Genomic DNA, 23,477 nt, shown 5'->3' on the forward strand with positions numbered 1-23,477 from the left:
CCCGAGGTTTCGGCGAGACGGTCAGCCGGCCGTCACGGCCACTTCACCACCGGCGGCATGGAAGACAGGATCGATTCCACATTGCCGCCGGTCTTCAGCCCGAACACCGTGCCGCGATCGTGCAGCAGGTTGAATTCGACATAGCGGCCGCGGCGAATCAGCTGTTCCTCGCGCTCGGCCTCGGTCCACGGCGTTCCGAGGTTGGCGCGCACCAGGCGCGGATAGATATCGAGGAAGGCGAGGCCGACATCGCGGGTGAAGGCGAAATCGGCGTCGCGGTCGCCACTGTCCAGCCAATCGTAGAAGATGCCGCCGATGCCGCGCGGCTCCTGGCGGTGCGGCAGCCAGAAATACTCGTCGCACCAGGCCTTCAGCCGGCCATGATCGGCGACGGCATGGCCATCGCAGGCGGTCCGCATGGCGGCATGGAAGGCGAGGGCATCGGGATCTTCCTGCGAGCGGCGGCGGTCGAGCACCGGGGTGAGGTCGGCGCCGCCGCCGAACCACGCGCGCGAGGTGACGACCAGCCGCGTGTTCATATGCACCGCCGGCACATGCGGATTCGCCAGATGGGCGATCAGCGAGATGCCGGTGGCGTGGAAGCGCGGATCGGCCTCGGCGCCGGGAATCTGCTTGCGGAATTCCGGGGCGAATTCGCCGTAGACGGTGGAGCAGTGGACGCCGACCTTCTCGAAGAGCCGGCCGCGCATCATCGACATCACGCCGCCGCCGCCGCCGGCGCCGGAATGATCGGTGCGGGTCCACGGCTTGCGCTCGAAGCGGCCGGGTGCGCCGGGATAAAGCGCGGCGGGCGCCTCGTCCTCGAGCGCCTCGAAGGCGGCGCAGATGCGGTCGCGCAGCGTCTCGAACCAGTCGCGGGCGGCCGCCTTCAGCGGCTCCACCCGCGCCGGATCGAGCGGCGTGCCGGGGGCGTTGCGGGCGGCGTCGGCGATATTCGAGGCGGACATCGACAGGCTTCCTCTCTGCGCCGACGCTTCTAGAGTGTTTTGCGCTTTCGCGAAATGGCGTGCCGGCGCCGGGTTTCTTCGCGCGGCAGAGCCGCAGGCGCGGCGGGGACAACCCATCGATGCTGGCGGAGCGGCGGCGACTCGTGTTTGTTCCCGATTAGTTCGCACGTGTTCCCGATCGACATACTGCCGCCGCATCGAAGGCGGAAAAGGCTGCTCATGCTGACGCGTCTGCTTGTCTGGTTCGAGAACCGCCTCGACCCCTTCCGTCCCATGCCGCTGGCCCGCCCTCCCGAGGGGCTGTGGGCGTTCTACTGGCATTTCGTGCGACAGAGCGGGCCGATCTTCGTGCTGGCGCTGGCGGCGGCCTTCCTGGTGGCCATCGTCGAGGTGTCGCTGTTCCGCTATGTCGGGCAGATCGTCGACCTGCTGCAATCCTCCTCGCCCGGCGCGATCTTCGCCGACCATGGCGGGCTGCTGCTGTGGATGGCCTTCGTGGTGATGATCGCCCGGCCGGCGACGCAGGCGCTGCACGATCTGCTGGTGCGGCAATCGATCAACGCCAATTTCTCCAGCCTGATCCGCTGGCAATCCTATCGCTGGGTGGTGCGGCAGAGCCTCTCGTATTTTCAAAGCGACTTCGCCGGGCGCGTCGCCACCCGCGTCCTGCAGGCCGGGCCGGCGGTCCGCGGCTCGGTGGTCGAGGTGATCGACGCGCTTTGGTACGTCTCGGTCTACGCGATAAGCGCGGTGATCCTGTTCGCCGAGGCCGACTGGCGGCTGGCGGTGCCGATCGTCGCCTGGATCGTGCTCTATGTCGCGGCGCTGTCCTATTTCATTCCGCGGGTGCGGGCGCTGTCCAAGGCGATGTCGGAGACCAACTCCGCGCTGACCGGCCGCATCGTCGACAGCTACACCAACATCATGACGGTGAAGCTGTTCGCCCATGCCGACCGCGAGGACGCCTATGTCCGCGAGGCGACCGGCGCCCACAACGACGCCTTCCGCGCCCAGCAGCGCAAGATCACGGCCATGGCGATGAGCGTCAGCTGGCTGAACAGCCTGATGCTCGGCGCCATCGGCGGGCTCGGCGTGTGGCTGTGGTCGACCGGGGCGATCAATCTCGGCGCCATCGCGCTGTCGACCGGCCTCGCCATCCGCATCACGAACATGTCCGGCTGGATCATGTGGGTGGTGACCGGCGTGTTCGAGAATGTCGGCACCGTGCAGGAGGCGATCCTCACCATCGCCCGGCCGCATACGGTGGTCGACAAGCCGGGCGCTCCCGCCCTCGCCGTGCCGCGCGGCGAGATCCGCTTCGAGGATATCAGCTTCCATTACGGCAAGGGCTCCGGGGTGATCGAGAAGCTCGACCTCATGGTGAAGCCGGGCGAGCGCATCGGCCTCGTCGGCCCGTCGGGCGCGGGCAAGTCGACGCTGATGAACCTGCTGCTGCGCTTCTACGACCTCGAAGGCGGACGCATCCTGATCGACGGTCAGGACATTGCCGGCGTCGCGCAGGAAAGCCTGCGCGGCCATATCGGCGTGGTGACGCAGGACACCTCGCTGATGCACCGCTCGGTGCGCGACAATATCCGCTACGGCCATCCCGAGGCGGACGAGGAGGCGATCTGGCAGGCGGCGCGGCGGGCGCATGCGGCCGAGTTCATCGACGGGCTCGCCGACCCGCAGGGCCGCAGGGGCCTCGACGCGCATGTCGGCGAGCGCGGGGTGAAGCTGTCGGGCGGCCAGCGCCAGCGCGTCGCCATCGCGCGGGTGCTGCTGAAGGACGCGCCGATCCTGGTGCTGGACGAGGCGACCTCGGCGCTCGATTCGGAGATCGAGGCGGCGATCCAGTCCAACCTCGACGAGCTGATGCGGGGCAAGACCGTCATCGCCATCGCCCACCGGCTGTCCACCATCGCGCGGATGGACCGGCTGGTGGTGATGGACCATGGCCGCATCGTCGAGATGGGCAGCCACACCGAGCTGATCGCCCGCCGCGGCCTCTATGCCCGGCTGTGGCAGCGCCAGTCAGGCGGCTTCATCGACATGGAAGAAGATGTTGCGCAGAAGGATGTGGCGCAGAAGGATGTGGCGCAGAAGGAATTGGCGGCGGAGTGAGCCTCACCCTGCCGCCGCGCCGGCCGGGAAGTCCCTGAGCTGGCGCAGCGCCTCGCCGGCGATCATCGCGCCGGCGATCGCCACATTGAGCGAACGGGCCCCCGCCGCCAGCGGGATGAGCAGGCGCGCATCCGCCGCCGCGTGCACCGGCTCGGGCACGCCGGCGCTTTCGCGGCCGAGCAGCAGCACGTCCCCCGCCGCGAATCGGAAGTCGACATAGGGTATGGCGCCGCGCGTGGTGGCGAGCAGCAGCCGCGCCTGCCCGGCCAGCCGCCACGCCTCGAAGGCCTCGAAGCTCGCATGGCGCCTTATGGTCGCGCGGTCGAGATAATCCATGCCGGCGCGGCGGAATCCGGCATCGCCCACCGGAAAGCCGGCCGGCTCGATGATGTGCAACTCCAGCCCGAGGCAGGTGCCGAGCCGGGCGAGCGTGCCGGCATTCTGCGCGATGTCGGGCTGGTAGAGGGCGAGGCGGATCGACATGGCGGCGGTTCCGGACGGCTCCTGACCAAAGGGCGTCGGAAACGGCGGGATTGCGGCGACAGCATGGCAGCGACACGGCCGGGATGGACGAAGGGCACGGCAGGGGGCGGGGCGGACTGCCGCACTGCCGTCATCTGGACAAGGGGCTAGGAGGGTGCAATTAGAGGCAGTCGAAGGTAAGCCGACCGCGCGGTCGGCCGCACCGGCGTTACGTCATGCCGGGGCGGCGGCAGGCGGATCACGCAGCGGCGGCCAACCGTTCAGGCGGCGATCGGCTTCGGCGGCGACTGGCTCGGCGGATCGTGCATCGTTCGATGGGCGTGAGGGGAAAGGAAACACTCGTGGCATCAACCGAAACGGCGGAAACCACGCGCCGCGACTTCCTCTATATCGCGACCGGCGCCATGGGCGCGGTCGGGGCCGCCGCCCTGGTGTGGCCCTTCGTTTCGCAATTGCAGCCGGATGCCTCGGTGCTGGCGCTGTCCTCGACCGAGGTCGATCTCGGGCAGATCCAGGAAGGCCAGATCGTCACGGTGAAGTGGCGCGGCAAGCCTGTCTTCGTGTGGAACCGCACGCCGAAGGATATCGAGGAAGCCAAGGCGACCCAGCTTTCCGCGCTGCTCGATCCGGTGGCGCGCAACGCCAACCTGCCGGCCGACGCCCCCGCCACCGACGAGAACCGCGCCGCCAAGGACCAGGAGAAGTGGCTGGTCGTCATCGGCATCTGCACCCATCTCGGCTGCGTTCCCATCGGCCACATGGGCGAATATGACGGTTGGTTCTGTCCCTGCCACGGCTCGGAATATGACAGCGCCGGCCGGGTGCGCCGCGGTCCGGCGCCGGAAAATCTGGCCATTCCGCCGTATCATTTCGTGTCCGACACGAAGATCTCCATCGGCTGAGCCGAGCATCCGGGAAAGAGACAGATGAGCGGACACGCTACCTTCGAGCCGAAGAACCCGGCGCTCAAGTGGTTCGAGAGCCGGCTGCCCCTGGTCGGGCTGATCCATTCCTCCTTCATCGCCTATCCCACCCCGCGCAACCTGAACTACTGGTGGACCTTCGGCGGCATCCTGTCGCTGATGCTGGCCTGCCAGATCCTGTCGGGCGTGGTGCTGGTGATGCACTACACGCCGCATGTCACGCTCGCCTTCGATTCGGTCGAGCACATCATGCGCGACGTCTCCTATGGCTGGCTGCTGCGCTACATCCACGCCAACGGCGCCTCGATGTTCTTCATCGCCGTGTACATCCACATGTTCCGCGGCCTGTATTACGGGTCCTACAAGGCGCCGCGCGAGGTGCTGTGGATCCTCGGCTGCATCATCTACCTCCTGATGATGGCCACCGCCTTCATGGGCTATGTGCTGCCGTGGGGCCAGATGAGCTTCTGGGGCGCCACCGTCATCACCAACCTGTTCTCGGCCTTCCCGGTGGTCGGCCCGACTATCGTCGAGTGGCTGTGGGGCGGCTTCGCCGTCGACAACCCGACGCTCAACCGCTTCTTCTCGCTGCACTACCTGCTGCCGTTCATGATCGCCGGCGTGGTGGTGCTGCACATCTGGGCGCTGCACGTCGTCGGCCAGAACAACCCCACCGGCGTCGAGCCGAAGAGCCCGAAGGACACCGTGGCCTTCACCCCCTACGCGACCATCAAGGACGCGTTCGGCATGGTGTGCTTCCTGATCTTCTTCGCCTGGTTCCTGTTCTACATCCCGAACTATCTCGGCCATGCCGACAACTACATCCCGGCCAACCCGCTGGTGACGCCGGCCCATATCGTTCCCGAATGGTACTACCTGCCGTTCTACGCGATGCTGCGCGCGATCCCCTCCAAGCTCGGCGGCGTGCTGACCATGTTCAGCGCCATCATCGTGCTGTTCTTCGTGCCGTGGCTGGATACCTCGAAGGTGCGTTCCGGCGTCTACCGCCCGCTGTTCAAGCAGTTCTTCTGGATCTGGGTGGCGGTGTGCATCGGGCTCGGCTGGCTCGGTTCCAAGCCGGCCGAGGGCGGCTACATCGTCGCCGGCCGCATCCTGACCTTCTGGTACTTCGCGCACTTCCTGATCATCCTGCCGCTGCTCGGCCTGTTCGAGAAACCGAAGGCGGTGCCGGCCTCGATCACCGAGGCGGTGCTGGGCAAGTCCAAGGGGGGCGGCGTCCCCGTCGCGGCCGGCGCGAGCGCGCCGCAGACCAAGGGTTGAGCGGGAACCGAACGATGAACAAGCTGATATCCTCGCTCTCGATCTTCTCCTTCTCCCGCGCCTCGCTGCGGCGCGGCCTGATCGGCGCCGCCGTCACCGGCGCCGTGCTGGCCGGCAATGTGCTGGCCGGCGGCCCGGCCCCGGCGCTCGCCGCCGAGGGCGCGCCGAAGCCGCACCGCGAGAACTGGAGCTTCGCCGGCCCGTTCGGCAAGTTCGACCAGGCGCAGCTGCAGCGCGGCTTCCAGGTGTTCAAGGAGGTCTGCGCCTCCTGCCACTCCGCGCATCTGCTGGCCTTCCGCAACCTCGCCCAGCCGGGCGGGCCGCACTTCTCCGAGGAGCAGGCCAAGGTGGTGGCCGAAGGCTACCAGGTGCAAGACGGCCCGAACGATGCCGGCGACATGTTCGATCGCCCGGCGCGGCTGTCCGACCGCTGGCCTTCGCCCTTTCCGAACGAGCAGGCGGCGCGCGCCTCCAATGGCGGCGCCTATCCGCCGGACTTCTCGACGCTGGCCAAGGCCCGTACCTATGAGGTGGGCTTCCCCGGCTTCCTGATCGACATCTTCACCCAGTATCAGGAGCAGGGCCCGGACTACATCCACGCGCTGCTGAACGGCTATGTCGAGCCGCCGGAAGGCTTCACCGTGCCGGAGGGCGCGCATTACAACGCCTTCTTCCCCGGCCACGCCATCAAGATGCCGCAGCCGATCTCCGACGACCAGGTGACCTATACCGACGGCACGCCCCAGACCGTCGACCAGTATTCGCGCGACGTCACCGCCTTCATGATGTGGGTCGCCGAGCCGCATCTCGAAGCGCGCAAGCGCCTGGGCTTCCAGGTGATGATCTTCCTGATCGTGTTTGCCGGCCTGCTCTACTTCACCAAGAAGAAGGTGTGGAAAGCGGTCCACGATCACTGACCTGCCACGCCCGCTGCCATCGCGTCGAAGGGCCCCTTGCGGGGCCCTTTTACGTTGGGACATGTGGCGGCGGGTGTCAAAATGGAGGAGCCATCCGCCGCACTCCGAAGCCGTGCGGCGGTAGCTGGGCGGCGGCGGGATGCCGGGTTGACCGCGGCGAGGCGGCGGTGGCGCAGGCACAGTCCTTGGGGGCTCTAAGGTACCCGCCGGGCAAGCCGGACCACGAGGCCGATGTGATCGGAGATCCGGGCGCCGTCCGCCAGCGGATTGGGCGGCACGGCACTATCGAGCGGCGCCAGATCGCGGGTGACGGCCAGATGGTCGATGGACGCACCCGTCAGGCCGGGGATCTCGCCGCTGGTGACGACGGTGAACGACGGCCGCAGCGCGGCGGCGAGGGCGGTGGCCACGTCCTTCGGCGCCCGTGTGCGCGGGATGGCCTGATTGAATCGCCAAGCAGCAGCGTATCCGCGTGCGGCGTCTCGCGTTCCGGCAGGGCGCCCGGCGCGTGCGGGTGGCGGCGACGGTCTTCAAAAAGGCGCGCGGTTGCGCCGGCCGCACGCGACATGCGCCATCGACCAGGGGATGCAGACGCGGATGACGAGGAGCCGGCCCAGCGGCGTCGCGGTCAACCCGTGCACGAAGCGGCTGGAGGGCAGGCCGGGATGGCCGACATCGTCCGCCTGTTCCGAGCGGAGCCGGCTCCACAGCAGCACCTTGCGGCCACGGGCCTCATCGGCAGGCCGCCATCGGGATCGGCGGCGATGACGTGCCGGCCGGACGGCAGCTCGAGCGGCGCCTCGGTGCGGCAGGCAAGATCGGGAGCGTAGCGGGCGAGGAGATCGCGGCGCCGGCAGGCGAGGCGAGCCGGCGCCGGGCGACGCTCCACCGCCGCGCACGCAGCGTGCCGCCGGGGAGGGCGCTCACGCCTCGATCCGCTCGACGAAGATGCAGTCGTCCAGCGCGAACACCGCGCGGCCATATTGATCGGTGCCGGTCTCATGAGTGAACACCAGCCCCCATTCCGGGCGGCTGGTGCTGAGCTTCTTGGACGTCACTTCGCTGGTGAAGGTGACGGTGTCGCCGGCCAGCACCGGGCGCAGCCATTTGAGGTTCTTGAAGCCGGGGGAGGGGCCGATGCGCGGCGTCGGCTTGCCCTGGTCGCGCAGCACGGCGTGATGCCGGGCGATGGCCTGCGCGCGCAGCCGGGCGGCGACCGCGGCGGTGTGCCAGCCGGAGGCGGCGAGGCCGCCGAAATGCATGCGCGCGCCCACGGCGGCATCGAGGTGGAAGGGCTGCGGATCGAAGGCGCGGGCGAAGGCAATGATTTCGTCGGCGAAGAAGCTGTGCGCCCCGAGCGGGGTGGAGGTGCCGACGAGAATATCCTCGAAGAAGTCCATGCCCGCCTCCCTCACGCCGGCCGGAAACCGGGATTTCGCCGGCCGAACATGATCGGCCCGACGAGCTCGCAAACCGCATGGTTGTCGGCGTCGAGCAGCTCCAGCCGCATCTTGACGATCCCCATATCCGGCCGGCTCTTCGAGGAGCGGGTCTCCAATATGTGGCGGCGCAGCTTCAGCACCATGCCGGGGCGCACCGGGGCCAGAAAGCGCGTCTCCTCGATGCCCGGCGAGCCGAGGCAATCGGCATTGGCGAGCAGGCCGTCCACCAGCAGCCGCATGGCGATGGCGCATATGTGCCAGCCGGAGGCGCACAGCCCGCCGACGGCGCTTGCCTCGGCGGCGGCATCGTCGAGATGTAGCGGGTTGGGGTCGTATTTCCGCGCAAAGGCGACGATCTCCTCGCGCCCGACCACATAGCGCCCGCTTACCGCGACATGGCCCTCGTGGAAGTCTTCCCAAAAGAGCATCGGCGCCCGCTCCGTACCCGCGACTCTCGCCATTATGACAGGGGACGGGCGCCCCAAGGTCAAGCCATCCGGTCGAAATGAGCAGCCGGACCGGCGCGGCTCGACGGATATCAATCTGGCGCCGCAGCTCGATCGCCGCTTTGCGCTCTCGCCGATCCGGTTCGCCGTGCCCGGCTGGCGCGGGGCGGGGCGATGATTGGCGAGTTCGGCAAGCCGTTCGGCGGCAGCCGGGCGGCGATTTCCAGCACCTGAAGGTGCCGGAGGCGGCGGAGCTGATCGAGCCCGCACCGGTCTTCACCCTTACCCGCCTGTTCCAACGCCGCGCCGCTGGCCTCGGACGCATGGCCAGGATCGGACGGCGCGCCGGCCGGTTCGGTCCGAAGGGCGCCATCGCAGAGGTGCTGTCGCGGGAACTGCGGCCCGGCGGGGCGGCGGCTTGGCCGGATGGAGACGCCGAGGGTGAGGCCTTCCATTACCGCTTCGCCTGTCGCGGGATTTAGGCGCCGGAGCGGCTGCTCCGGATGCATTGCTTCGCCGAGCGGCGGGCGAGCGGCGGCGATTGCCGCCGTCGTCGCGCTCATGCAGGGTATGGATGCCGGCTGGAGCGGCAGCTTCGAGGGGCCGGACGAGAGGTTGGCGGCACCGGCGGGGTGAGCCGCCGGATCGCCGCCGCGGATCACCCGCCGATTCGATCGAGCGGTCGGATCGGCGGCAATGGCGGGGCAGCCCGGTGGTCCTGGGCGCCGCCGCCCTGCTCCGCCTCAGTTGGCGAAGCGGAAATGCAGCACGTCGCCATCGGCGACGACATAGTCCTTGCCTTCCAGCCGCAGCCGTCCGGCGTCGCGGGCGCCGGCCTCGCCCTTGCCCTTGACGTAGTCGTCATAGGCGATGGTCTCGGCGCGGATGAAGCCCTTCTCGAAATCCGAGTGGATCACGCCCGCCGCCGCCGGGGCCTTGGTGCCGGCGGTGATGGTCCAGGCGCGGGCTTCCTTCGGGCCGACGGTGAAATAGGTCACCAGCTTCAGCAATTCATAGCCGGTGCGGATGATGCGGTTGAGGCCGGGCTCCTCGAGGTCGATGGCCTCGAGATAGTCCTTCTGCTCCTCGGCGGGCAGCACGGCGATCTCGCTCTCGATCTTCGCCGAGACCACCACCGCCTTGGCGCCTTCCTCGGCGGCGCGGCCGAAGACTTCCGCCGACAGCGCGTTGCCGGCCTTGGCCGAGGCCTCCTCGACATTGCAGACGTAAAGCACCGGCTTGGACGAGAGCAGGCCGAGCATGCGGAAGGCCTTTTCCTCCTCCGGCTTGACGTCGACCAGACGGGCCGGCTTGCCGTCGCGCAGCAGCACGAGCGCACGGTTCATCAGCTCGAGCTGCTCCTTGGCGTCCTTGTCGCCGCCCTTCGCCTTCTTCTCCAGCGCGCCGGCACGCTTTTCCAGGCTTTCGAGATCGGCGAGCATCAGCTCGGTCTCGATGGTCTCGATGTCGGAGATGGGCGCGAGCTTGCCCTCGACATGGGTGACGTCGGAATCCTCGAAGCAGCGCACCACATGGGCGATGGCGTCGCATTCGCGGATATTGGCGAGGAACTGGTTGCCGAGGCCTTCACCCTTCGACGCGCCGCGCACCAGGCCGGCAATGTCGACGAAGGTGAGGCGGGTGGGGATGATCTGGGCCGAGCCGGCGATGGCGGCCAACGTCTCCAGCCGCGGATCGGGCACGGCGACGTCGCCGACATTCGGCTCGATGGTGCAGAACGGATAATTTGCCGCCTGCGCCGCCGCCGTCTGCGTGAGCGCGTTGAAGAGGGTCGACTTGCCGACGTTCGGCAGGCCGACGATGCCGCATTTGAAGCCCATGGTGCGATGCTCTTTAAGGATCTGGTCTGGTTGCCGATGTGGTTAGGCAAGCCGGAGCGCAAGCGCAAGCGCCGCGCTCATCAGCGGCCTATTTCGCCGGTGCGCCGGGCGGCTTGACGGTTCCGAAGCCCTGCGTGTCGAGGAGCAGGTGCAGCCGGCTCTGGAACTCGTCGATCCTGCCGGCGATCAGCAATTCGGCACAATCGGCGCAACCATCCGCCACCGCCTCCACCCATGCGCGCTCAGACTTGGCGAAATCGCCGAGCACGAAGGGCATGACCAGGGCCTTATCGCCGGGATGGCCGATGCCGAGGCGCACCCGGCCATAGTCGTTGCCGCAATGCGCGGTGATGGAACGCAGCCCGTTATGGCCGGCATTGCCGCCGCCGAACTTGGCGCGCACCTTGGCCGGCGGCAAATCGAGCTCGTCGTGAAAGACGAAGATGTTCTTGAGCTCGATCTTGTAGAAGCGGTGCGCCTCGGCGACCGCGCGGCCGCTTTCGTTCATGAAGGTCTCCGGCAGCAGCGCCAGCACCTTCGCGCCGCCGATCTCGCCTTCGCAGGCGGCACCCTGGAAGCGGCGGCGCCACGGCGAGAAGCGATGGCGGCGGGCGAGGGCGTCCACCACCATGAAGCCGATATTGTGCCGGTTGCCGGCATATTTCGGCCCGGGATTTCCGAGCCCGGCGAAGAGGAACATCTCTGGCCCCGTACCGCTGACACCAACGGCCGCTTAAACGCGAAGGAGCCGGAAGCGGGCTTCCGGCTCCAGATTCGGCCCCTCGCGCCCTGGTGGCGCGAAGAGGCGAGAGTTCGCCGCGGCCGATCAGGCCTTGGCAGCCTCGGCGGCAGCCGCGGCGGCCTCGTCGGCCTCGGCTTCCTTGAGGCCCGACGGCGCCACGATGGTGGCCAGCGTGTCGTCGCCATGGCCGGCCCAGGTCACACCGGCCGGCAGCGTGACGGTCGACAGGTGGATGGAATCGCCGAAAGCGGCGCCGGAGACATCGACCTCGATCGCCTCGGGAATGGCATCGGCCGGAACGTTCAGCGACACGGTGTGGGCGACGATGTTGAGGGTCGCGCCCTGCTTGAAGGCGGCGCCGGTGTCGGCACCGAGGAAATGCACGGGGACGTCGACGGTCAGGGTGGCGCCGACGGCGACACGCAGGAAGTCGATGTGCAGCGGGAAATCCTTCACCACGTCGAGCTGGTAGTCGCGCGGGATAACGCGGTGCTTCTCGCCGTCGATATCGACGTTGAACAGCGTGGTCAGGAAGTGGCCGGCATAGATGATCCGGTTGATCTCGACATGGTCGAGGGTGATGCCGACGGGGGCCTTCCCGTCGCCATAGATCACGGCGGGTACGCGACCGGCGCGACGCTCGGCACGGGCGGCCCCCTTGCCGCTCTTCGTGCGGGCCTGCGCCTTCAGTTCCTTGATGGCGGTCATGGCTAAAAGTCCTTGGTTGCAAAAGGAGAGGGCCGCTTGCGCGGCCCGGTCCCTTCAGGCTGGGTCTGATGGTGCCGCAGCGCGCCTCCAGGGGTGCGGAATGGCCACGGCGAGCGGGTCAATAGCAGCAAAAGCCTTCTGCAGCAATGCTTGCCTCACGCGGAAGCCGGCATGGAGGGCGCGGGCTGGATGCCGCGGCTCAGAACCTGCCGAGCACGCCGGCCTTCACCACGCCGCTGGCGTCGGCGCCGACCGGCGCCGAGCGCTGCACCGAGAGGAAACGTTCATAGCTGCCCATCGGCGCGCGCAGCTCCACGCCGGTGTTCACCGTCGAGGAACTGTCCATCTCCACCGTGGCGCCGAGCTTGTCGCCCTTGCCGAGACCGAGATTGTCGAGCGGCATGCTGTAGGTGCTGCCGACCGTGTAGCCGTCATACACCGAGGGCGTGCCGGTGGAGGCCGAGGCGCCGAGCTGACTGGTGCCGTAGACGGACAGATTGTCCATGGAATAGCCGACGCGGCCCTTCACCTCGCCACTGCCGCTGCCGGTCTGCCGGTTGGTCGGCGAGGAGACCGGCGCGCTCGCCGACATGCTGGTGGAGACGCCGATGCTGACCGGCCCGCGGTCGACGAACTGGACGCTGGTCGGCAGTTTGGCGGTCTTCGACGTCGCCACCGACTTGCGTTGGGGCAGCAGCGCATTCGGCGCCGGCTTCTCCGGCTCCAGCTCGGGCAGGCCGCCCAGGCCGAGATCGAGGCTCTCGTAGAGCGAGGGCGGAGTCCATTGCTCGATCGGGGTATCGGCGACCTGCGGTTCCGGCTCCGGCGCGTCGGCGGGACGCGGCGGCGGCACCGCCGTAGCGGCGGCTTCCGGCTCGTGCCGATCCTGCTGCGGGGTGACGATGACGGTCACGCCGGCCCAGGGATCGACCGGATCATAGGGCAGCGGGCCGCCCATCGACTGGGCTCCGGCCACCGCGGGGAACAGCAGCGCCGCAGCAGCGGCGCCGGCGAGCAGGCGAGTCGGCCTATGGCCGCGCAAGAAGGCGCGTAGCATCGGGTCGTCCCGTTTGATTCAACGAGCCCGACACATGCGGCTGAAAAGTGGAAGGAGCATGGCGCAGCGCGCACAGAATCGTGTGCGCTGCGGTAAGTGAGGGCGGAACCGACGAAAAATCGTCTCAGTTGAACAGGCTGGAGACGCTTTCCTCATGCGCGGTGCGCCCGATCGCCTCGGCCAGCAGGCTGGCGATGGAGATGACGCGGATGTTGCGCGCCACCCGGACCGCCTCGGTCGGCTGGATGGAATCGGTGATCACCAGCTCCTTGAGGTTGGAGGCGGTGACCCGGGCCACCGCGCCGCCGGACAGAACGCCGTGGCTGATATAGGCATGCACCTCGGTGGCGCCCCGCTCCAGCAGCGCGTCGGCGGCATTCACCAGCGTACCGCCGGAATCGATGATGTCGTCGACGAGGATGCAGCGCTTGCCGCGCACGTCGCCGATGACGTTCATCACCTCGCTCTCGCCCGGCCGCTCGCGGCGCTTGTCGACGATGGCGAGTTGGGCGTCGATGCGCTTGGCCAGCGCGCGGGCGCGCACCACGCCGCCGACATCCGGCGACACGACCGTGATGTCGTTGAGATCGAAACGCGACTTGACGTCCTGCACCATCACCGGGGCGGCGAACAGGTTGTCGGTCGGGATGTCGAAGAAACCCTGGATCTGCCCGGCATGCAGATCGACGGTGAGGACGCGGTCGGCACCGGCATGGGTGATCAGGTTGGCGACCAGCTTGGCGGAGATCGGCGTGCGGCCGGAGGAGCGGCGATCCTGCCTTGCATAGCCGAAATAGGGCAGCACCGCCGTGATGCGGCGCGCCGAGGAGCGGCGCAGCGCATCGATCATGATGAGCAATTCCATCAGGTGATCATTGGTCGGGAAGGAAGTGGACTGCAGCACGAACACGTCCTTGCCGCGCACATTCTCCTGGATCTCGACGAAGATCTCCATATCGGCGAAGCGCCGCACCACCGCCTTGGTCAGCGAGGTGGCGAGATAGGCGCCGATCGCTTCGGCGAGGGGGCGGTTGCTGTTGCCCGCGACCAGTTTGATCGACCCGTTATTGCTGGACATTCCGGCGCGCGCTCCAAGCCGTAGATTCACCGCGTAAGATCACCTCGCGGCCGTCTCACGGCCGTCGCGAGGTTCTGATAGGCGGGCCGGCCTGCCCTGTAAAGCCACACTGGCGCGGGATCTGGGCGAGGCCTGCACCCGGATGGCAAGGCGGTGATGCCTCCGCAGCATCGGGGTGGAGATCGTCCCGGCGACCGGGATCCGGGATTCGGCGAGCGGCCTTTGAAACGTCAGGGGCTGGCGGTGAGGGCGAGGGTCGAGGCGGATTCCGGCGCCGGCACCTCGTCGCCGGCCGCGGCAACCGGCGGGCCGTCATCGGTGCGCACCGGCTCATAGGGATCCTCGGTCGCAGCCGGCTCGGCCGCCGCCGCGGGCTCGCTGACCGGCTTGCGCGGCGCGGTCGGGTTCTCGGCGAGGCGGCTGGAAATCTCGGCCAGGCTTTGCGCGGCGATACGGTCCAGCATGGCCTGATCGACATTGGCCCAGACATCGCCGCCGGCCCCGGCGGGCTCGGCACCGGAGACGCGCAGCACCCGCTCGCGGTCCTTGTCATAGACGTCCCACGCCCAATCGACGCTGCCCTTGCCGTTCTCGACGACGGCGAGGAGATAGCCGCGCACCCGATAGGGCGCATTGCTGTCGCGGGAGGCGACCGGGATACGCCGGGCGCCGGCCTCGGCGGACAGGCTGGAGACCAGCTGGTCGAACACCGGCTCCGGAGGGCCATCGATCGATTCGAAGGCAAGCGCCTTGGCGCCGGCGGTGCGCGAGGCGACGGCGCGGGCCGGCTGCGCGCTTGAGGTCTCAGGGCTGGTGGCGCTCGCAACCGGCTTGCCGGCGCCGCCGGTCTGGCAGGCGGCCAGCCCAAGGGCGACGACGGTGGCCGCCGCTGCCGGCACGAGCTGACAAAACCGCCGGCCAAGCTGTTGGATCATCAAGCGCCGCCCCCTTGTGGGCCGGTCGCGGCGCATGACCGTACCGAAGCGATTCGGCGCGGCCGCGCCGTCGCCGGCACATCCGGCGCAAATCGTTAACGGGAATTAACGATAAGGTCCAGAGGGGCGCCCGTTAACGGCTCGTTACCGTTAACGGTGACGAGGAAGGTGCGGCCGAGGCACATGGCGGTTTCGGTCTCGCTGTCCATCAGGATCATGTGGGCGAACATGACCATGCCGGGCTCCAGCACCCAGGGATTGCCCTCGTAGAACATCGGCGGGTCCATCCAGGACGGGGTGAACTTGGCGCCGAGCGAATAGCCGCAGGCGGCCAGCCGGTGATCGGCGAGGCCGTGGCCGTCCATCACCTGCGCATGGGCGGCGAACACCTCGCCGGCGGTGCGGCCGGGCGCGATGGTGGCGGCGCAGGCCTCCAGCGCCAGCCGGGCGGCGTTGAACAGGTCGATGTGGCGGTCGCGGGGGCGACCCACGATCGCGGTTTCCATCATCGCCGCGTGATAATGACGGTAGGTGCCGGCCCATTCGAGGGTGATCTGGTCGCGCGCATCGAGGCGCCGGCGGCCGGACTTGTAGCGGCAGAGCAGGGCGTCGCGGGCGGAGCCGATGATGAACTCGTTGCCGGGGTAGTCGCCGCCCCCCTTGAAGACGGCGCCCTGCATGGCCGCGAGGATGTCGCCCTCGTCAGCACCGGCGCCGATCAGCTCGATGGCCGCCTGCCGGGCATCGAGCGCCAGCTGGCCGGCCTTGCGGACATAGAAGATCTCTTCCTCCGACTTCACCGCGCGCAGATAGTCGACGAGGCCGGACGCGTCGTCGAGGGCGGCGAAGCCGTCGAAGGCGGCGTCGAGCTTGCGGCCGTTGGCGGCGGTGAGGCCGTAGCTGTCATACTCGACGCCGATGCGGGCATGCGCGCCGCCGAGATCGGCCACCATGTCGCGCAATTGCTGCTGCGGCGTGGAGGTGGCGGAATCGCGCCAGATGCGGATGTCCTCGATGAGCGAGGTGTGCTGCGCCTGCCGAAGGTCCGCCGAGCGGGTGAGCAGGGCGAAGCGGCCGTCGGCGCCGAGCCAGAGCGACTGGAAGAAGCAGAAGCCGAACGTGTCGTAGCCGGTGAGCCAGTACATCGATTCCTGCTGGAACATCAGCATGCCGTCGAGCTGCCGCTCGGCCATCGCCGCCAGCAGGCGGTTCTTGCGGCGTTCGAATTCCAGTGTGGTGAAATGCAGGCTCATGGCTCAAGGCACCAGGGTGATGGCGGCGATCAGCCGGCCGTAATCGGGCTCGCCGCGATGGGTGGCGCGGCGATAGGAGTAGAAGCGGGTTTCGTCGGCATAGGTGTCGAGGCCGAGATCCTCGACCGTGCCGACGCCGAGGCGGGTCAGCCGGGCGGCGATGTAGCCGGGCAGGTCGAACATCGCGTGGCCGGCGCGCTCGGACGGTGCGAGGAAGCGGGTGTTCCCGGCCTCGAGGGCGGTGAGGTTGGCGACGAATTCGGGCCCGACCTCGTAGCTCGGCTGGCGGATCAGCGGGCCGATGGCGGCGACAACGCGCTCGCGCCGGGCACCGAGTTCCTCCATGCGGGCGAGGGTGGAATCGAGCACGCCGCCGACCGCGCCCTTCCAGCCGGCATGGGCGGCGCCGACGACGCCGGCCTGCGCATCGGCGAACAGAACCGGGCCGCAATCGGCGATGGCGATGCCGACCGCGACGCCGGGCGTATCGGTCGCCACCGCGTCGGCCTTGGGCCGCTCCTCCCACGGCGCGCGGGCCACGAGGCAGTCCGGCGAATGGATCTGCCAGGCGGTCAGCAGATGCGTCGGCGGCACGCCGAGCGCGGCGGCCATGCGGGCGCGGTTCTCGGCGACATTCTCCGCCGCATCGCCCGAGCCGGTGCCGCCATTGAGGCCGGCATACATGCCCTCCGACACGCCACCCTCGCGGGTGAAGAACGCGTGGCGGATGCCGGGCAGCGCCTTGAGGGCGGGGGATTCGACCTTCATGCGGTTTCGTCTCCGATGTTCCCGACGAACTCTTCGCCGGCCGCGAATCCGGCCGGGGTGCCGAGGGAAGGATGCACCAGCGCGAGCGCCTTGAAGAGGGCGCCCATGCCCTGTTCATGGGTGCCAGCGAGCCGAAGCGCGGCGGCATCGATGGCGGCGGCGGCTTCCGGGCCGGCATCGCGCTTGAGCCGCGCAGCGCGGGCAGGAAGGCCGAGGCGCTCCAGCCATTCGCCCTGGCCGACGGGGCCGAAGGCGCGGGCGCCGTTTTTCCGCGCGGCGACCGCCAGCGCGGCGAAGTCGACATGGGCGGTGAGATCGGCCGCGCCGGGATGGGCGAGCGGGTCGTCATAGACATGGGCACGCAGCGCCTGCAGCGTGTCGCCAAACCCGCCCAAGGGCTCGCGTTCACCCTTGTGGCCATAATCGACGAACAGCGCCGCGCCGCCGTCGCGCCCAAGGCGGGCGGCGACATGGGCGGCGACGCTCTGGCCGAGCGGGCAGATTTCCAGCACCGCGCCGGCCGGGGCGGCGAGCAGCCGCCGCTCGGCATCTGGCTCCAGCCGGGCGCCGGGGCGCAGGCCGAAGGCGAGGGCGCCGGCGCCGGGAGGGGAGGCCTCGTCGAGGCCGACCATGCGCTCGGCGATGCCCTCCGGGACCCGGACGAACTGGCGGATCGGCAGCGCGTCGACGAATTCATTGGCGAGGAGGATCAGCGGGCCGGCGGGCAGGTCCTCGACGCGGTCGGCCCATTCGACGGCGTGGCCGGCGAGGGCACGCTTCTGCACCTCGCGCAGGCGCGGGGACGCCTCGACCAGCACCAAGCGGGCGGCGTCGAGAAAGCCGGGGACGATGCGGGCGGCCCGCAAGGCGTCGGCCATCAAGGTGCCGCGGCCGGGGCCGAGTTCGGCGAGGGTGAAGGGCGCCGGGGAGCCGAGCCGCATCCAGCTATCGGCCGCCCACAGCCCGACGAGTTCGCCGAACATCTGGCTGATTTCCGGCGCGGTGACGAAGTCGCCACCCTGCCCGAACGGCTCGCGGGTGGAATAATAGCCGTGGCGGGGATGCAGCAGGCACGCGGCCATGTAATCGGCGATGGTGAGCGGCCCGTCCTCGACGATGCGGGCGGCGAGCTCATGCGCCAGCGGGGTCGACGCTCCGCTCATGCGGGTGCGCGCTCGTTCAGCGGCGGGCGGCGCGAGGAGTGCCAGGCGAGCCAGGCGCCGAACAGCACCATCGGCACCGAGAGCAGCATGCCCATGGTCAGCCAGCCGCCGGCGAGATAGCCGAGCTGCGGATCGGGCTCGCGCACGAATTCCACGACGATCCGCGAGAGGCCGTACAGCATGACGAACAGGCCGCCGACGATGCCAGGTCGCGCCAGTGCCTTGAAGCCATGGATCGCGACCTGGAGGATGACGAAGATGGCGACGCCCTCCAGCGCCGCCTCATAGAGCTGGCTCGGATGGCGCGGCTCGGGGCCGCCGGTCGGGAAGACGAAAGCCCAGGGCACGTCGGTGACGCGGCCCCACAGTTCCCCATTGATGAAATTGGCGAGCCGGCCGAGGAACAGGCCGATCGGCACCACGGCGGCGGCGATATCCAGCATCGACATCAGGGGCAGCCCGCGGCGCCGGCAGAACAGCGCCATGGCAAGGATGGAGCCGAGGAAGCCGCCATGGAAGGACATGCCGCCGTGCCAGACGGTGAGCGCCTCCATCGGGTGGGAAGCGTAATAAGGCAGGTTGTAGAACAACACATAGCCGAGCCGCCCGCCGAGGATGACGCCGAAGGCGATCCACACCACGGCGTCGTCGAACTCCTCCGGCGGAATGGCGGACGTGCCGCCCCACAGCGCCGGCGTGGCGCAGAACTTCTTCGCCAGCCACCAACCGATGAGCAGGCCGGCGACATAGGCAAGTGCGTACCAGCGGATGGCGAAGGGGCCGAGCTGGATCAGCACCGGATCGATGGCCGGGAAGGGCAGGACGAGAAGTGGGGGTGTCGCGATCAGCATGGAGCGTCCGGAATGCGGGACCGATGGCGGCGCGACCGGCCGCTGCACGACTCGTGCGGCGGCGACGCCGCCACGGTCTTGCCCCCCCGGCGTGACAGGATCAAGGCCGGAGATGCACCCGGGCCGCCCCCGCATGGCCGATCGAAGGCGCGTTTCACTGCCGCCGGGCATGTGGAACATGGGCGTGGGCGTCGCTGCGCCCTTGCGGTGCGGGCACTTGCGCCCCATTGTTGATCTTGAGGCGCCAAGCCGGGAGAAAATAGCCATGACCCAGACCACGAGCCGCATCTTCGATGATTTTGCGCGACTGATGAACGACGCCGCCGGCGTCGCCACCGGCGTGCGGCGCGAAGCCGAGACGGTGATGCGCGCTCAGGCTGAACGGGTCCTGCGCGAGCTCGACGTGGTGACGCGCGAGGAGTTCGACACGGTGAAGGATCTCGCTGCCGCCGCCCGCGAGGAAAACGAGAAGCTCGAGGCACGGCTGGCGGCGCTGGAAGCCCGGCTCGCCAAGCTCGAAACACCCGAGTGAGAGCTGTTGTGGACGCCGGGCCGCAATGCTTGCGGCGCCCGGCGAATCCCTGACACCTTCAATCTATTGATTGTCGAGAGGCGATCACCCACGAACGGTCGTAGCGAGGTACGGATTCAGCGCGATATAGTCGGATTACGGCGATTCGTTCGGAGAACGAAAGGGTTGCCGGCCTGCTGTCCGCGTTGCGTGCGTTCGACCCCCTCCCGCGTCCCAGCCTCGCGAGGTCGAGCATGACCTATACCGATTTCGAAGCCGACACCCGCCTCAACCCGCTCGATCTCGTCGAGCGCATGGCCGCGCTGAACGAATGGTCGTTCGAGCGATCGGCCGAGGACGAAATCACCATTTCGGTGGAAGGGCGGTGGACCGATTGCCATGTCTCCTTCCAGTGGATGGACGAGGTGGAAGCGCTGCACATCGCCTGTGCCTTCGATCTCAAGGTGCCGGAGAAGCGCAAGAACGAGGTGCTGCGCCTGCTCTCGCTGATCAACGAGCAGATGTGGGTCGGCCATTTCGACCTGTGGTCGAAGGAGGGCGTGATCATGTTCCGCCACGCCCTGCTGCTCGCTGGAGCGGAGGCGACCGACCGCCAGTGCGAAGTGCTGATGGAAGTGGCTGTGGAGGCGGTGGAACGCTATTTCCCGGCGTTCCAGTTCGTGGTCTGGGCCGGCAAGTCGGCGCGGGAAGCGATGGACGCCACTCTGTTCGAGACGGTCGGCGAGGCGTAACGGGACGTTAGCCCCCGACCGCCGCGCGGCGCCGTGGACACGGTACAGGTGGGGCAGCATTGATCGGGCGAATCCGGTAATTCCTCGCCCGATACCGCTGCGGCGGCGCAGACGTGCGAGGCGAACCTATGGCTTCTCTTTCCGACATTCCCGGCCGCGTCCTTTTGGTGGGCGCAGGCAAGATGGGCGGCGCCATGCTCCAGGGCTGGATCAGCCTTGGGCTGGAGCCGGCCCGCATCGCGGTGGTCGATCCCGGTCCGCCGCCGGAAGTGGCGGCGATGCTGGAGGCGCGCGGCGTGGCGCTCAACCCGCTCAATGGCGGGGTGCCGGCGGTGATGCTGCTGGCGGTCAAGCCGCAGGTGGCCCCCGACGTGCTCGCCAGGGTGGCGCCCCTCGCTGGGCCGGACACGCTGGTGGTCTCGGTGATGGCGGGCCGCACGCTCGCCTTTCTCGAGGGTTATTTCGCTCCGGGCACGGCGGTGGTGCGCTCGATCCCCAACACGCCGGCGGCGATCGGGCGCGGCATCACCGTCGCGGTGCCGAATGCGTCGGTCTCGCCGGAGCAGATGCGCATCGCCGATGCGCTGCTCAAGGCCACCGGCGGCTGCGAATGGGTGGAGCGCGAGGATCTGATCGACGTCGCCACCGCGGTGTCGGGATCAGGGCCGGCCTATGTGTTCCTTCTCGCCGAGGCGCTGGCCGAGGCCGGTACCAGGGCCGGGCTACCGCCTGACATGGCCGACCGGCTGGCGCGGGCCACCGTTGCCGGCGCCGGCGAATTGATCGTCCGCTCCGGCATCGACCCGGCGCAGCTGCGCCGCAACGTCACCTCGCCGAACGGCACCACGGCGGCCGCGCTCGCGGTGCTGATGGACGAGACGAAAGGGTTCGGGCCGCTGCTGACCGAGGCGGTCGCCGCTGCCGCCCGCCGCTCGCGCGAACTGGCGGGCTGAGCCGGCCGACACATCGACAGGGAGGATGTCATGAGCCTTGCACCCGCCACGACCATCGACATCGGCGATTTCCTGAAGATCGATGTCCGCATCGGCACCATCATCCAGGCCGAACCTTTTCCCGAGGCTCGCAAGCCGGCGCTGAAGCTGATGATCGACTTCGGCCCGCATGTCGGGGTGAAGAAGTCCACGGCACAGATCACCGTGCATTATGCGCCGGAGGATCTCATCGGCCGGCAGGTGGCGGCGGTGGTGAACTTCCCGCCACGCCAGATCGGGCCGGTCATGTCGGAGGTGCTCACCCTCGGTTTCCCCGATGAGGAGGGTGCGGTGGTGCTGTTCGCCCCCGACCGCGAAGTGCCGAACGGCGCAAGGCTGTTCTGAGGCCGCGCGGTCGGCTCATCCCGTCTCATCCGGCCTGATCTGGACATGCCACCAAGCCGGCCGCCGGTCGGTGAATGAATGCTCGGCGCGCACCAGTTCCGGCGAGGTGGCGTCGTCGAAAGTGCCGACCAGCAGCGCAACCACCGGGGCATCATCGAGCGCGCCGATCGTGCTGCCGCAAGTCGGGCAGAAGGCGCGGCTGGAGATATCCGAGGATCGATAGGTCGATGGACGGCCGGCCGGTCCGGTCCAGACGATGCGGTCGGCGGGAAATTCCACCCACAGCGCCGTGGGTGCGCCGGTGTGCCGCTGGCAGGTGCGGCACGAGCAGCTATGCGGGTTGCCGGCTGGGCCGACCGCTTCGAAGCGGATGCCGCCGCACAGGCAGCCACCCTGATAGCGCCGGATCATTCGCCGCCCGTCCTCACACCGGGATGCGGATCGTCGCCCTCAGGCCGCCGAGCGGGCTGTCGCCGAGGGTGACGTCGCCGCCATGCGCGCGGGCGGCATCGCGGGCGATGGTGAGGCCGAGCCCCGAGCCGCCGGCATCCTGGTTGCGTGCCTCGTCCAGCCGGAAGAACGGCCGGAACACTTCCTCGCGCCGCTCCGGCGGGATACCGGGGCCGTTATCGTCCACCGTCACGATCAGCCAGCGCTCGGCGCGGGCGCCGTTGATATCGATGCGATCGGCGTAGCGCCAGCCATTGGCAACCAGATTGGCCAGGCAGCGGCGGAAGGCGTCGGGACGCAGCGTCACCATCGGGTCGCCGGAAAAGGCGGAGGTGACGCTGGCGCCGTGGCGCTCGCCATTGATGCGGGCCTCCTCGATGAGGCGGGCGATGTCGGTGAGCACCGGCGGCTCGCCCATGTCGTCGCGGGCGAAGGCGAGATAGGCCTCCAGCATGCTCTGCAACTCGTCGACATCCTTGCGCAGGGCGTCGGTCTCGGCCTCGTTCAGGAAGGCCAGCTCCAGCTTGAAGCGGGTGAGGATGGTGCGCATGTCGTGGCTGACGCCGGCCAGCATGGTGGTGCGCTGCTCGATCTGCCGCTCGATGCGCCGCCGCATCTCCAGGAACGCCAGCGCCGCGCCGCGCACCTCGCGGGCGCCACGCGGCCGGAAGCCGGCGACGTCGCGGCCCTTGCCGAAGGCGATGGCGGCGTCGGCCAGCGCCTCGATCGGCTTGATCTGGTTGCGCAGGAACAGGATGGCGACGGCGAGCAGCACCAGCGAGGTGCCGACCATCCACACCAGGAAGATGTGCGAATTCGACAGATAGGCCTGGCTGCGGCGGGCGAAGATCCGCATCACCATGTCGTCGAACTGGATCCGCACCTCGATGAGGTTGGAATTGCCGACGGTATCGGTCCAGAACGGCCGGCGCAGCCGCTTGCCCAACTCCCCGGTGAAGTTGGAATCCAGAATGGAGAAGAACGGCTTGGGGCCCGGCGGCGGCAGGTGCTCGTCCGGCAGGAAGTCGACCGACAGGCCCATCGACGACTGGGCGATCTGCTTGATGCGCTCGCGGCCCTCGGACGTGGGAAAGGCGACGGCGAGATCGGCGATGGCGGAGATGTCCTGCGATACCGCGGCGGAAAGGCGGCGGGTTACGGTATTGTAATGACGCTCCATGAACACGAAGGCCAGCACCGATTGCAGGATCACCATCGGCGTGACGATGATGATCAGCGAACGGGCATAGAGGCCCTTCGGCATGACGCTGTTGAACCAGGAGCCGAAACGGGCATTGTTCGCCCGCAAGCGGGCATTGGCGCCGCACGCGGCTTCCCAGGCGACATGGGCACTTTTCGGCATCGCGCGATCGATGCGCGCGGCGAGGCGGGCATTTTTCGCCCGCATGCGCGCCGCGACATCGCGCAGGAAGTGGCGGGCGGCGCC

At 68.7% G+C, this 23,477-nt stretch carries 27 protein-coding genes; 8 read left to right on the forward strand and 19 right to left on the reverse strand.

The genetic code is table 11. The features are described 5' to 3' along the window. Window positions 1-32: 32 nt before the first annotated feature. Window positions 33-968, reverse strand: a complete 936-nt coding sequence (hemF, locus tag J2X65_RS05295; RefSeq protein WP_310199013.1) for an oxygen-dependent coproporphyrinogen oxidase — start codon at window positions 966-968, stop codon at window positions 33-35. Between the two features lie 219 nt (window positions 969-1,187). On the opposite strand from hemF, the gene J2X65_RS05300 reads away from it, so the two are divergent. After that, complete coding sequence (locus J2X65_RS05300; protein ID WP_310199015.1) at window positions 1,188-3,092, forward strand: ABC transporter ATP-binding protein; 1,905 nt, start codon at window positions 1,188-1,190, stop codon at window positions 3,090-3,092. A gap of 3 nt (window positions 3,093-3,095) precedes the next feature. Here the strand turns inward: J2X65_RS05300 and J2X65_RS05305 are convergent, their stop codons facing one another. After that, window positions 3,096-3,575 carry a tRNA (cytidine(34)-2'-O)-methyltransferase gene (locus J2X65_RS05305; protein ID WP_310199017.1) on the reverse strand — a complete coding sequence of 160 codons (480 nt, stop codon included), beginning with the start codon at window positions 3,573-3,575 and terminating at the stop codon, window positions 3,096-3,098. 341 nt (window positions 3,576-3,916) lie between these two features. Between J2X65_RS05305 and petA the strand changes: the two genes are divergently transcribed. Genes petA through J2X65_RS05320 form a run of 3 tightly spaced genes read left to right on the forward strand, consistent with a single transcriptional unit; the run spans window position 3,917 to window position 6,696 of the window. Beyond that, window positions 3,917-4,477 carry a ubiquinol-cytochrome c reductase iron-sulfur subunit gene (gene petA, locus J2X65_RS05310; protein ID WP_310199019.1) on the forward strand — a complete coding sequence of 187 codons (561 nt, stop codon included), beginning with the start codon at window positions 3,917-3,919 and terminating at the stop codon, window positions 4,475-4,477. Between the two features lie 24 nt (window positions 4,478-4,501). Next, a complete protein-coding gene (locus tag J2X65_RS05315) occupies window positions 4,502-5,779 on the forward strand; it encodes a cytochrome b/b6 (protein ID WP_310199021.1) in 1,278 nt (425 codons plus the stop codon). Window positions 5,780-5,793: 14 nt separating this feature from the next. Then, window positions 5,794-6,696, forward strand: coding sequence for a cytochrome c1 (locus tag J2X65_RS05320; RefSeq protein WP_404977667.1), 903 nt, complete (start codon window positions 5,794-5,796; stop codon window positions 6,694-6,696). 194 nt (window positions 6,697-6,890) lie between these two features. Here the strand turns inward: J2X65_RS05320 and J2X65_RS05325 are convergent, their stop codons facing one another. From J2X65_RS05325 to lgt, 15 genes are all read right to left on the reverse strand, one after another. Beyond that, window positions 6,891-7,106 (reverse strand): hypothetical protein, encoded by a 216-nt coding sequence (locus tag J2X65_RS05325; protein WP_310199024.1) that lies wholly within the window; start codon window positions 7,104-7,106, stop codon window positions 6,891-6,893. A gap of 120 nt (window positions 7,107-7,226) precedes the next feature. Beyond that, window positions 7,227-7,412 carry a hypothetical protein gene (locus J2X65_RS05330; protein ID WP_310199026.1) on the reverse strand — a complete coding sequence of 62 codons (186 nt, stop codon included), beginning with the start codon at window positions 7,410-7,412 and terminating at the stop codon, window positions 7,227-7,229. Window positions 7,413-7,619: 207 nt separating this feature from the next. Then, on the reverse strand, window positions 7,620-8,096 hold the full coding sequence (locus tag J2X65_RS05335) for a MaoC/PaaZ C-terminal domain-containing protein (RefSeq protein WP_310199028.1): 477 nt from the start codon (window positions 8,094-8,096) through the stop codon (window positions 7,620-7,622). A gap of 11 nt (window positions 8,097-8,107) precedes the next feature. Beyond that, window positions 8,108-8,566 (reverse strand): MaoC family dehydratase, encoded by a 459-nt coding sequence (locus J2X65_RS05340; protein WP_310199030.1) that lies wholly within the window; start codon window positions 8,564-8,566, stop codon window positions 8,108-8,110. A gap of 110 nt (window positions 8,567-8,676) precedes the next feature. Further along, a complete protein-coding gene (locus J2X65_RS05345) occupies window positions 8,677-9,039 on the reverse strand; it encodes a hypothetical protein (RefSeq protein WP_310199032.1) in 363 nt (120 codons plus the stop codon). A 288-nt stretch (window positions 9,040-9,327) separates the two neighbouring features. Then, entirely contained in the window at window positions 9,328-10,425 is a 1,098-nt protein-coding gene (ychF, locus tag J2X65_RS05350; protein ID WP_310199033.1) for a redox-regulated ATPase YchF, read from the reverse strand. A gap of 88 nt (window positions 10,426-10,513) precedes the next feature. Further along, the gene (gene pth / locus J2X65_RS05355) at window positions 10,514-11,125 is read right to left on the reverse strand and encodes an aminoacyl-tRNA hydrolase (RefSeq protein WP_310199035.1); all 612 of its coding nucleotides are present in this window, start codon (window positions 11,123-11,125) and stop codon (window positions 10,514-10,516) included. Between the two features lie 126 nt (window positions 11,126-11,251). Beyond that, the gene (locus tag J2X65_RS05360; protein ID WP_310199037.1) at window positions 11,252-11,875 is read right to left on the reverse strand and encodes a 50S ribosomal protein L25/general stress protein Ctc; all 624 of its coding nucleotides are present in this window, start codon (window positions 11,873-11,875) and stop codon (window positions 11,252-11,254) included. A 199-nt stretch (window positions 11,876-12,074) separates the two neighbouring features. Continuing rightward, window positions 12,075-12,932: a hypothetical protein gene (locus J2X65_RS05365; RefSeq protein ID WP_310199040.1), complete on the reverse strand. Its 858-nt coding sequence runs from the start codon at window positions 12,930-12,932 to the stop codon at window positions 12,075-12,077. 124 nt (window positions 12,933-13,056) lie between these two features. Beyond that, window positions 13,057-14,010 carry a ribose-phosphate pyrophosphokinase gene (locus J2X65_RS05370; RefSeq protein WP_213363626.1) on the reverse strand — a complete coding sequence of 318 codons (954 nt, stop codon included), beginning with the start codon at window positions 14,008-14,010 and terminating at the stop codon, window positions 13,057-13,059. Window positions 14,011-14,240: 230 nt separating this feature from the next. After that, on the reverse strand, window positions 14,241-14,945 hold the full coding sequence (locus J2X65_RS05375) for a hypothetical protein (RefSeq protein ID WP_310199043.1): 705 nt from the start codon (window positions 14,943-14,945) through the stop codon (window positions 14,241-14,243). A gap of 95 nt (window positions 14,946-15,040) precedes the next feature. After that, complete coding sequence (locus J2X65_RS05380; protein ID WP_310199045.1) at window positions 15,041-16,198, reverse strand: Xaa-Pro peptidase family protein; 1,158 nt, start codon at window positions 16,196-16,198, stop codon at window positions 15,041-15,043. 3 nt (window positions 16,199-16,201) lie between these two features. Then, window positions 16,202-16,966, reverse strand: coding sequence for a peptidoglycan editing factor PgeF (pgeF, locus tag J2X65_RS05385; RefSeq protein ID WP_310199047.1), 765 nt, complete (start codon window positions 16,964-16,966; stop codon window positions 16,202-16,204). Continuing rightward, entirely contained in the window at window positions 16,963-18,129 is a 1,167-nt protein-coding gene (locus tag J2X65_RS05390; RefSeq protein WP_310199049.1) for an SAM-dependent methyltransferase, read from the reverse strand. The genes pgeF and J2X65_RS05390 overlap by 4 nt, the downstream gene beginning before the upstream one ends. Then, window positions 18,126-18,980: a prolipoprotein diacylglyceryl transferase gene (lgt, locus tag J2X65_RS05395; protein ID WP_310199051.1), complete on the reverse strand. Its 855-nt coding sequence runs from the start codon at window positions 18,978-18,980 to the stop codon at window positions 18,126-18,128. The genes J2X65_RS05390 and lgt overlap by 4 nt, the downstream gene beginning before the upstream one ends. 265 nt (window positions 18,981-19,245) lie before the next feature. Here lgt and J2X65_RS05400 point away from each other — a divergent pair, with 265 nt between their 5' ends. The 4 genes from J2X65_RS05400 (at window position 19,246) to J2X65_RS05415 (ending at window position 21,580) form a co-directional block, all read left to right on the forward strand. Continuing rightward, window positions 19,246-19,512, forward strand: a complete 267-nt coding sequence (locus J2X65_RS05400; RefSeq protein WP_213363620.1) for an accessory factor UbiK family protein — start codon at window positions 19,246-19,248, stop codon at window positions 19,510-19,512. A gap of 233 nt (window positions 19,513-19,745) precedes the next feature. Continuing rightward, window positions 19,746-20,243 (forward strand): YbjN domain-containing protein, encoded by a 498-nt coding sequence (locus J2X65_RS05405; RefSeq protein WP_310199054.1) that lies wholly within the window; start codon window positions 19,746-19,748, stop codon window positions 20,241-20,243. A gap of 128 nt (window positions 20,244-20,371) precedes the next feature. Beyond that, a complete protein-coding gene (gene proC, locus J2X65_RS05410) occupies window positions 20,372-21,196 on the forward strand; it encodes a pyrroline-5-carboxylate reductase (RefSeq protein ID WP_310199056.1) in 825 nt (274 codons plus the stop codon). A 30-nt stretch (window positions 21,197-21,226) separates the two neighbouring features. Further along, on the forward strand, window positions 21,227-21,580 hold the full coding sequence (locus tag J2X65_RS05415; protein WP_310199058.1) for a tRNA-binding protein: 354 nt from the start codon (window positions 21,227-21,229) through the stop codon (window positions 21,578-21,580). Between the two features lie 15 nt (window positions 21,581-21,595). Here J2X65_RS05415 and J2X65_RS05420 read toward each other — a convergent pair whose 3' ends face one another. Both J2X65_RS05420 and J2X65_RS05425 read right to left on the reverse strand, forming a co-directional pair. Further along, a complete protein-coding gene (locus J2X65_RS05420) occupies window positions 21,596-21,991 on the reverse strand; it encodes a GFA family protein (RefSeq protein WP_310199060.1) in 396 nt (131 codons plus the stop codon). Between the two features lie 13 nt (window positions 21,992-22,004). After that, on the reverse strand, window positions 22,005-23,393 hold the full coding sequence (locus tag J2X65_RS05425; RefSeq protein ID WP_310199399.1) for an ATP-binding protein: 1,389 nt from the start codon (window positions 23,391-23,393) through the stop codon (window positions 22,005-22,007). Between the last annotated feature and the right edge of the window lie 84 nt (window positions 23,394-23,477).

This window comes from Ancylobacter sp. 3268, from assembly GCF_031456575.1.
GTDB lineage: Bacteria > Pseudomonadota > Alphaproteobacteria > Rhizobiales > Xanthobacteraceae > Ancylobacter.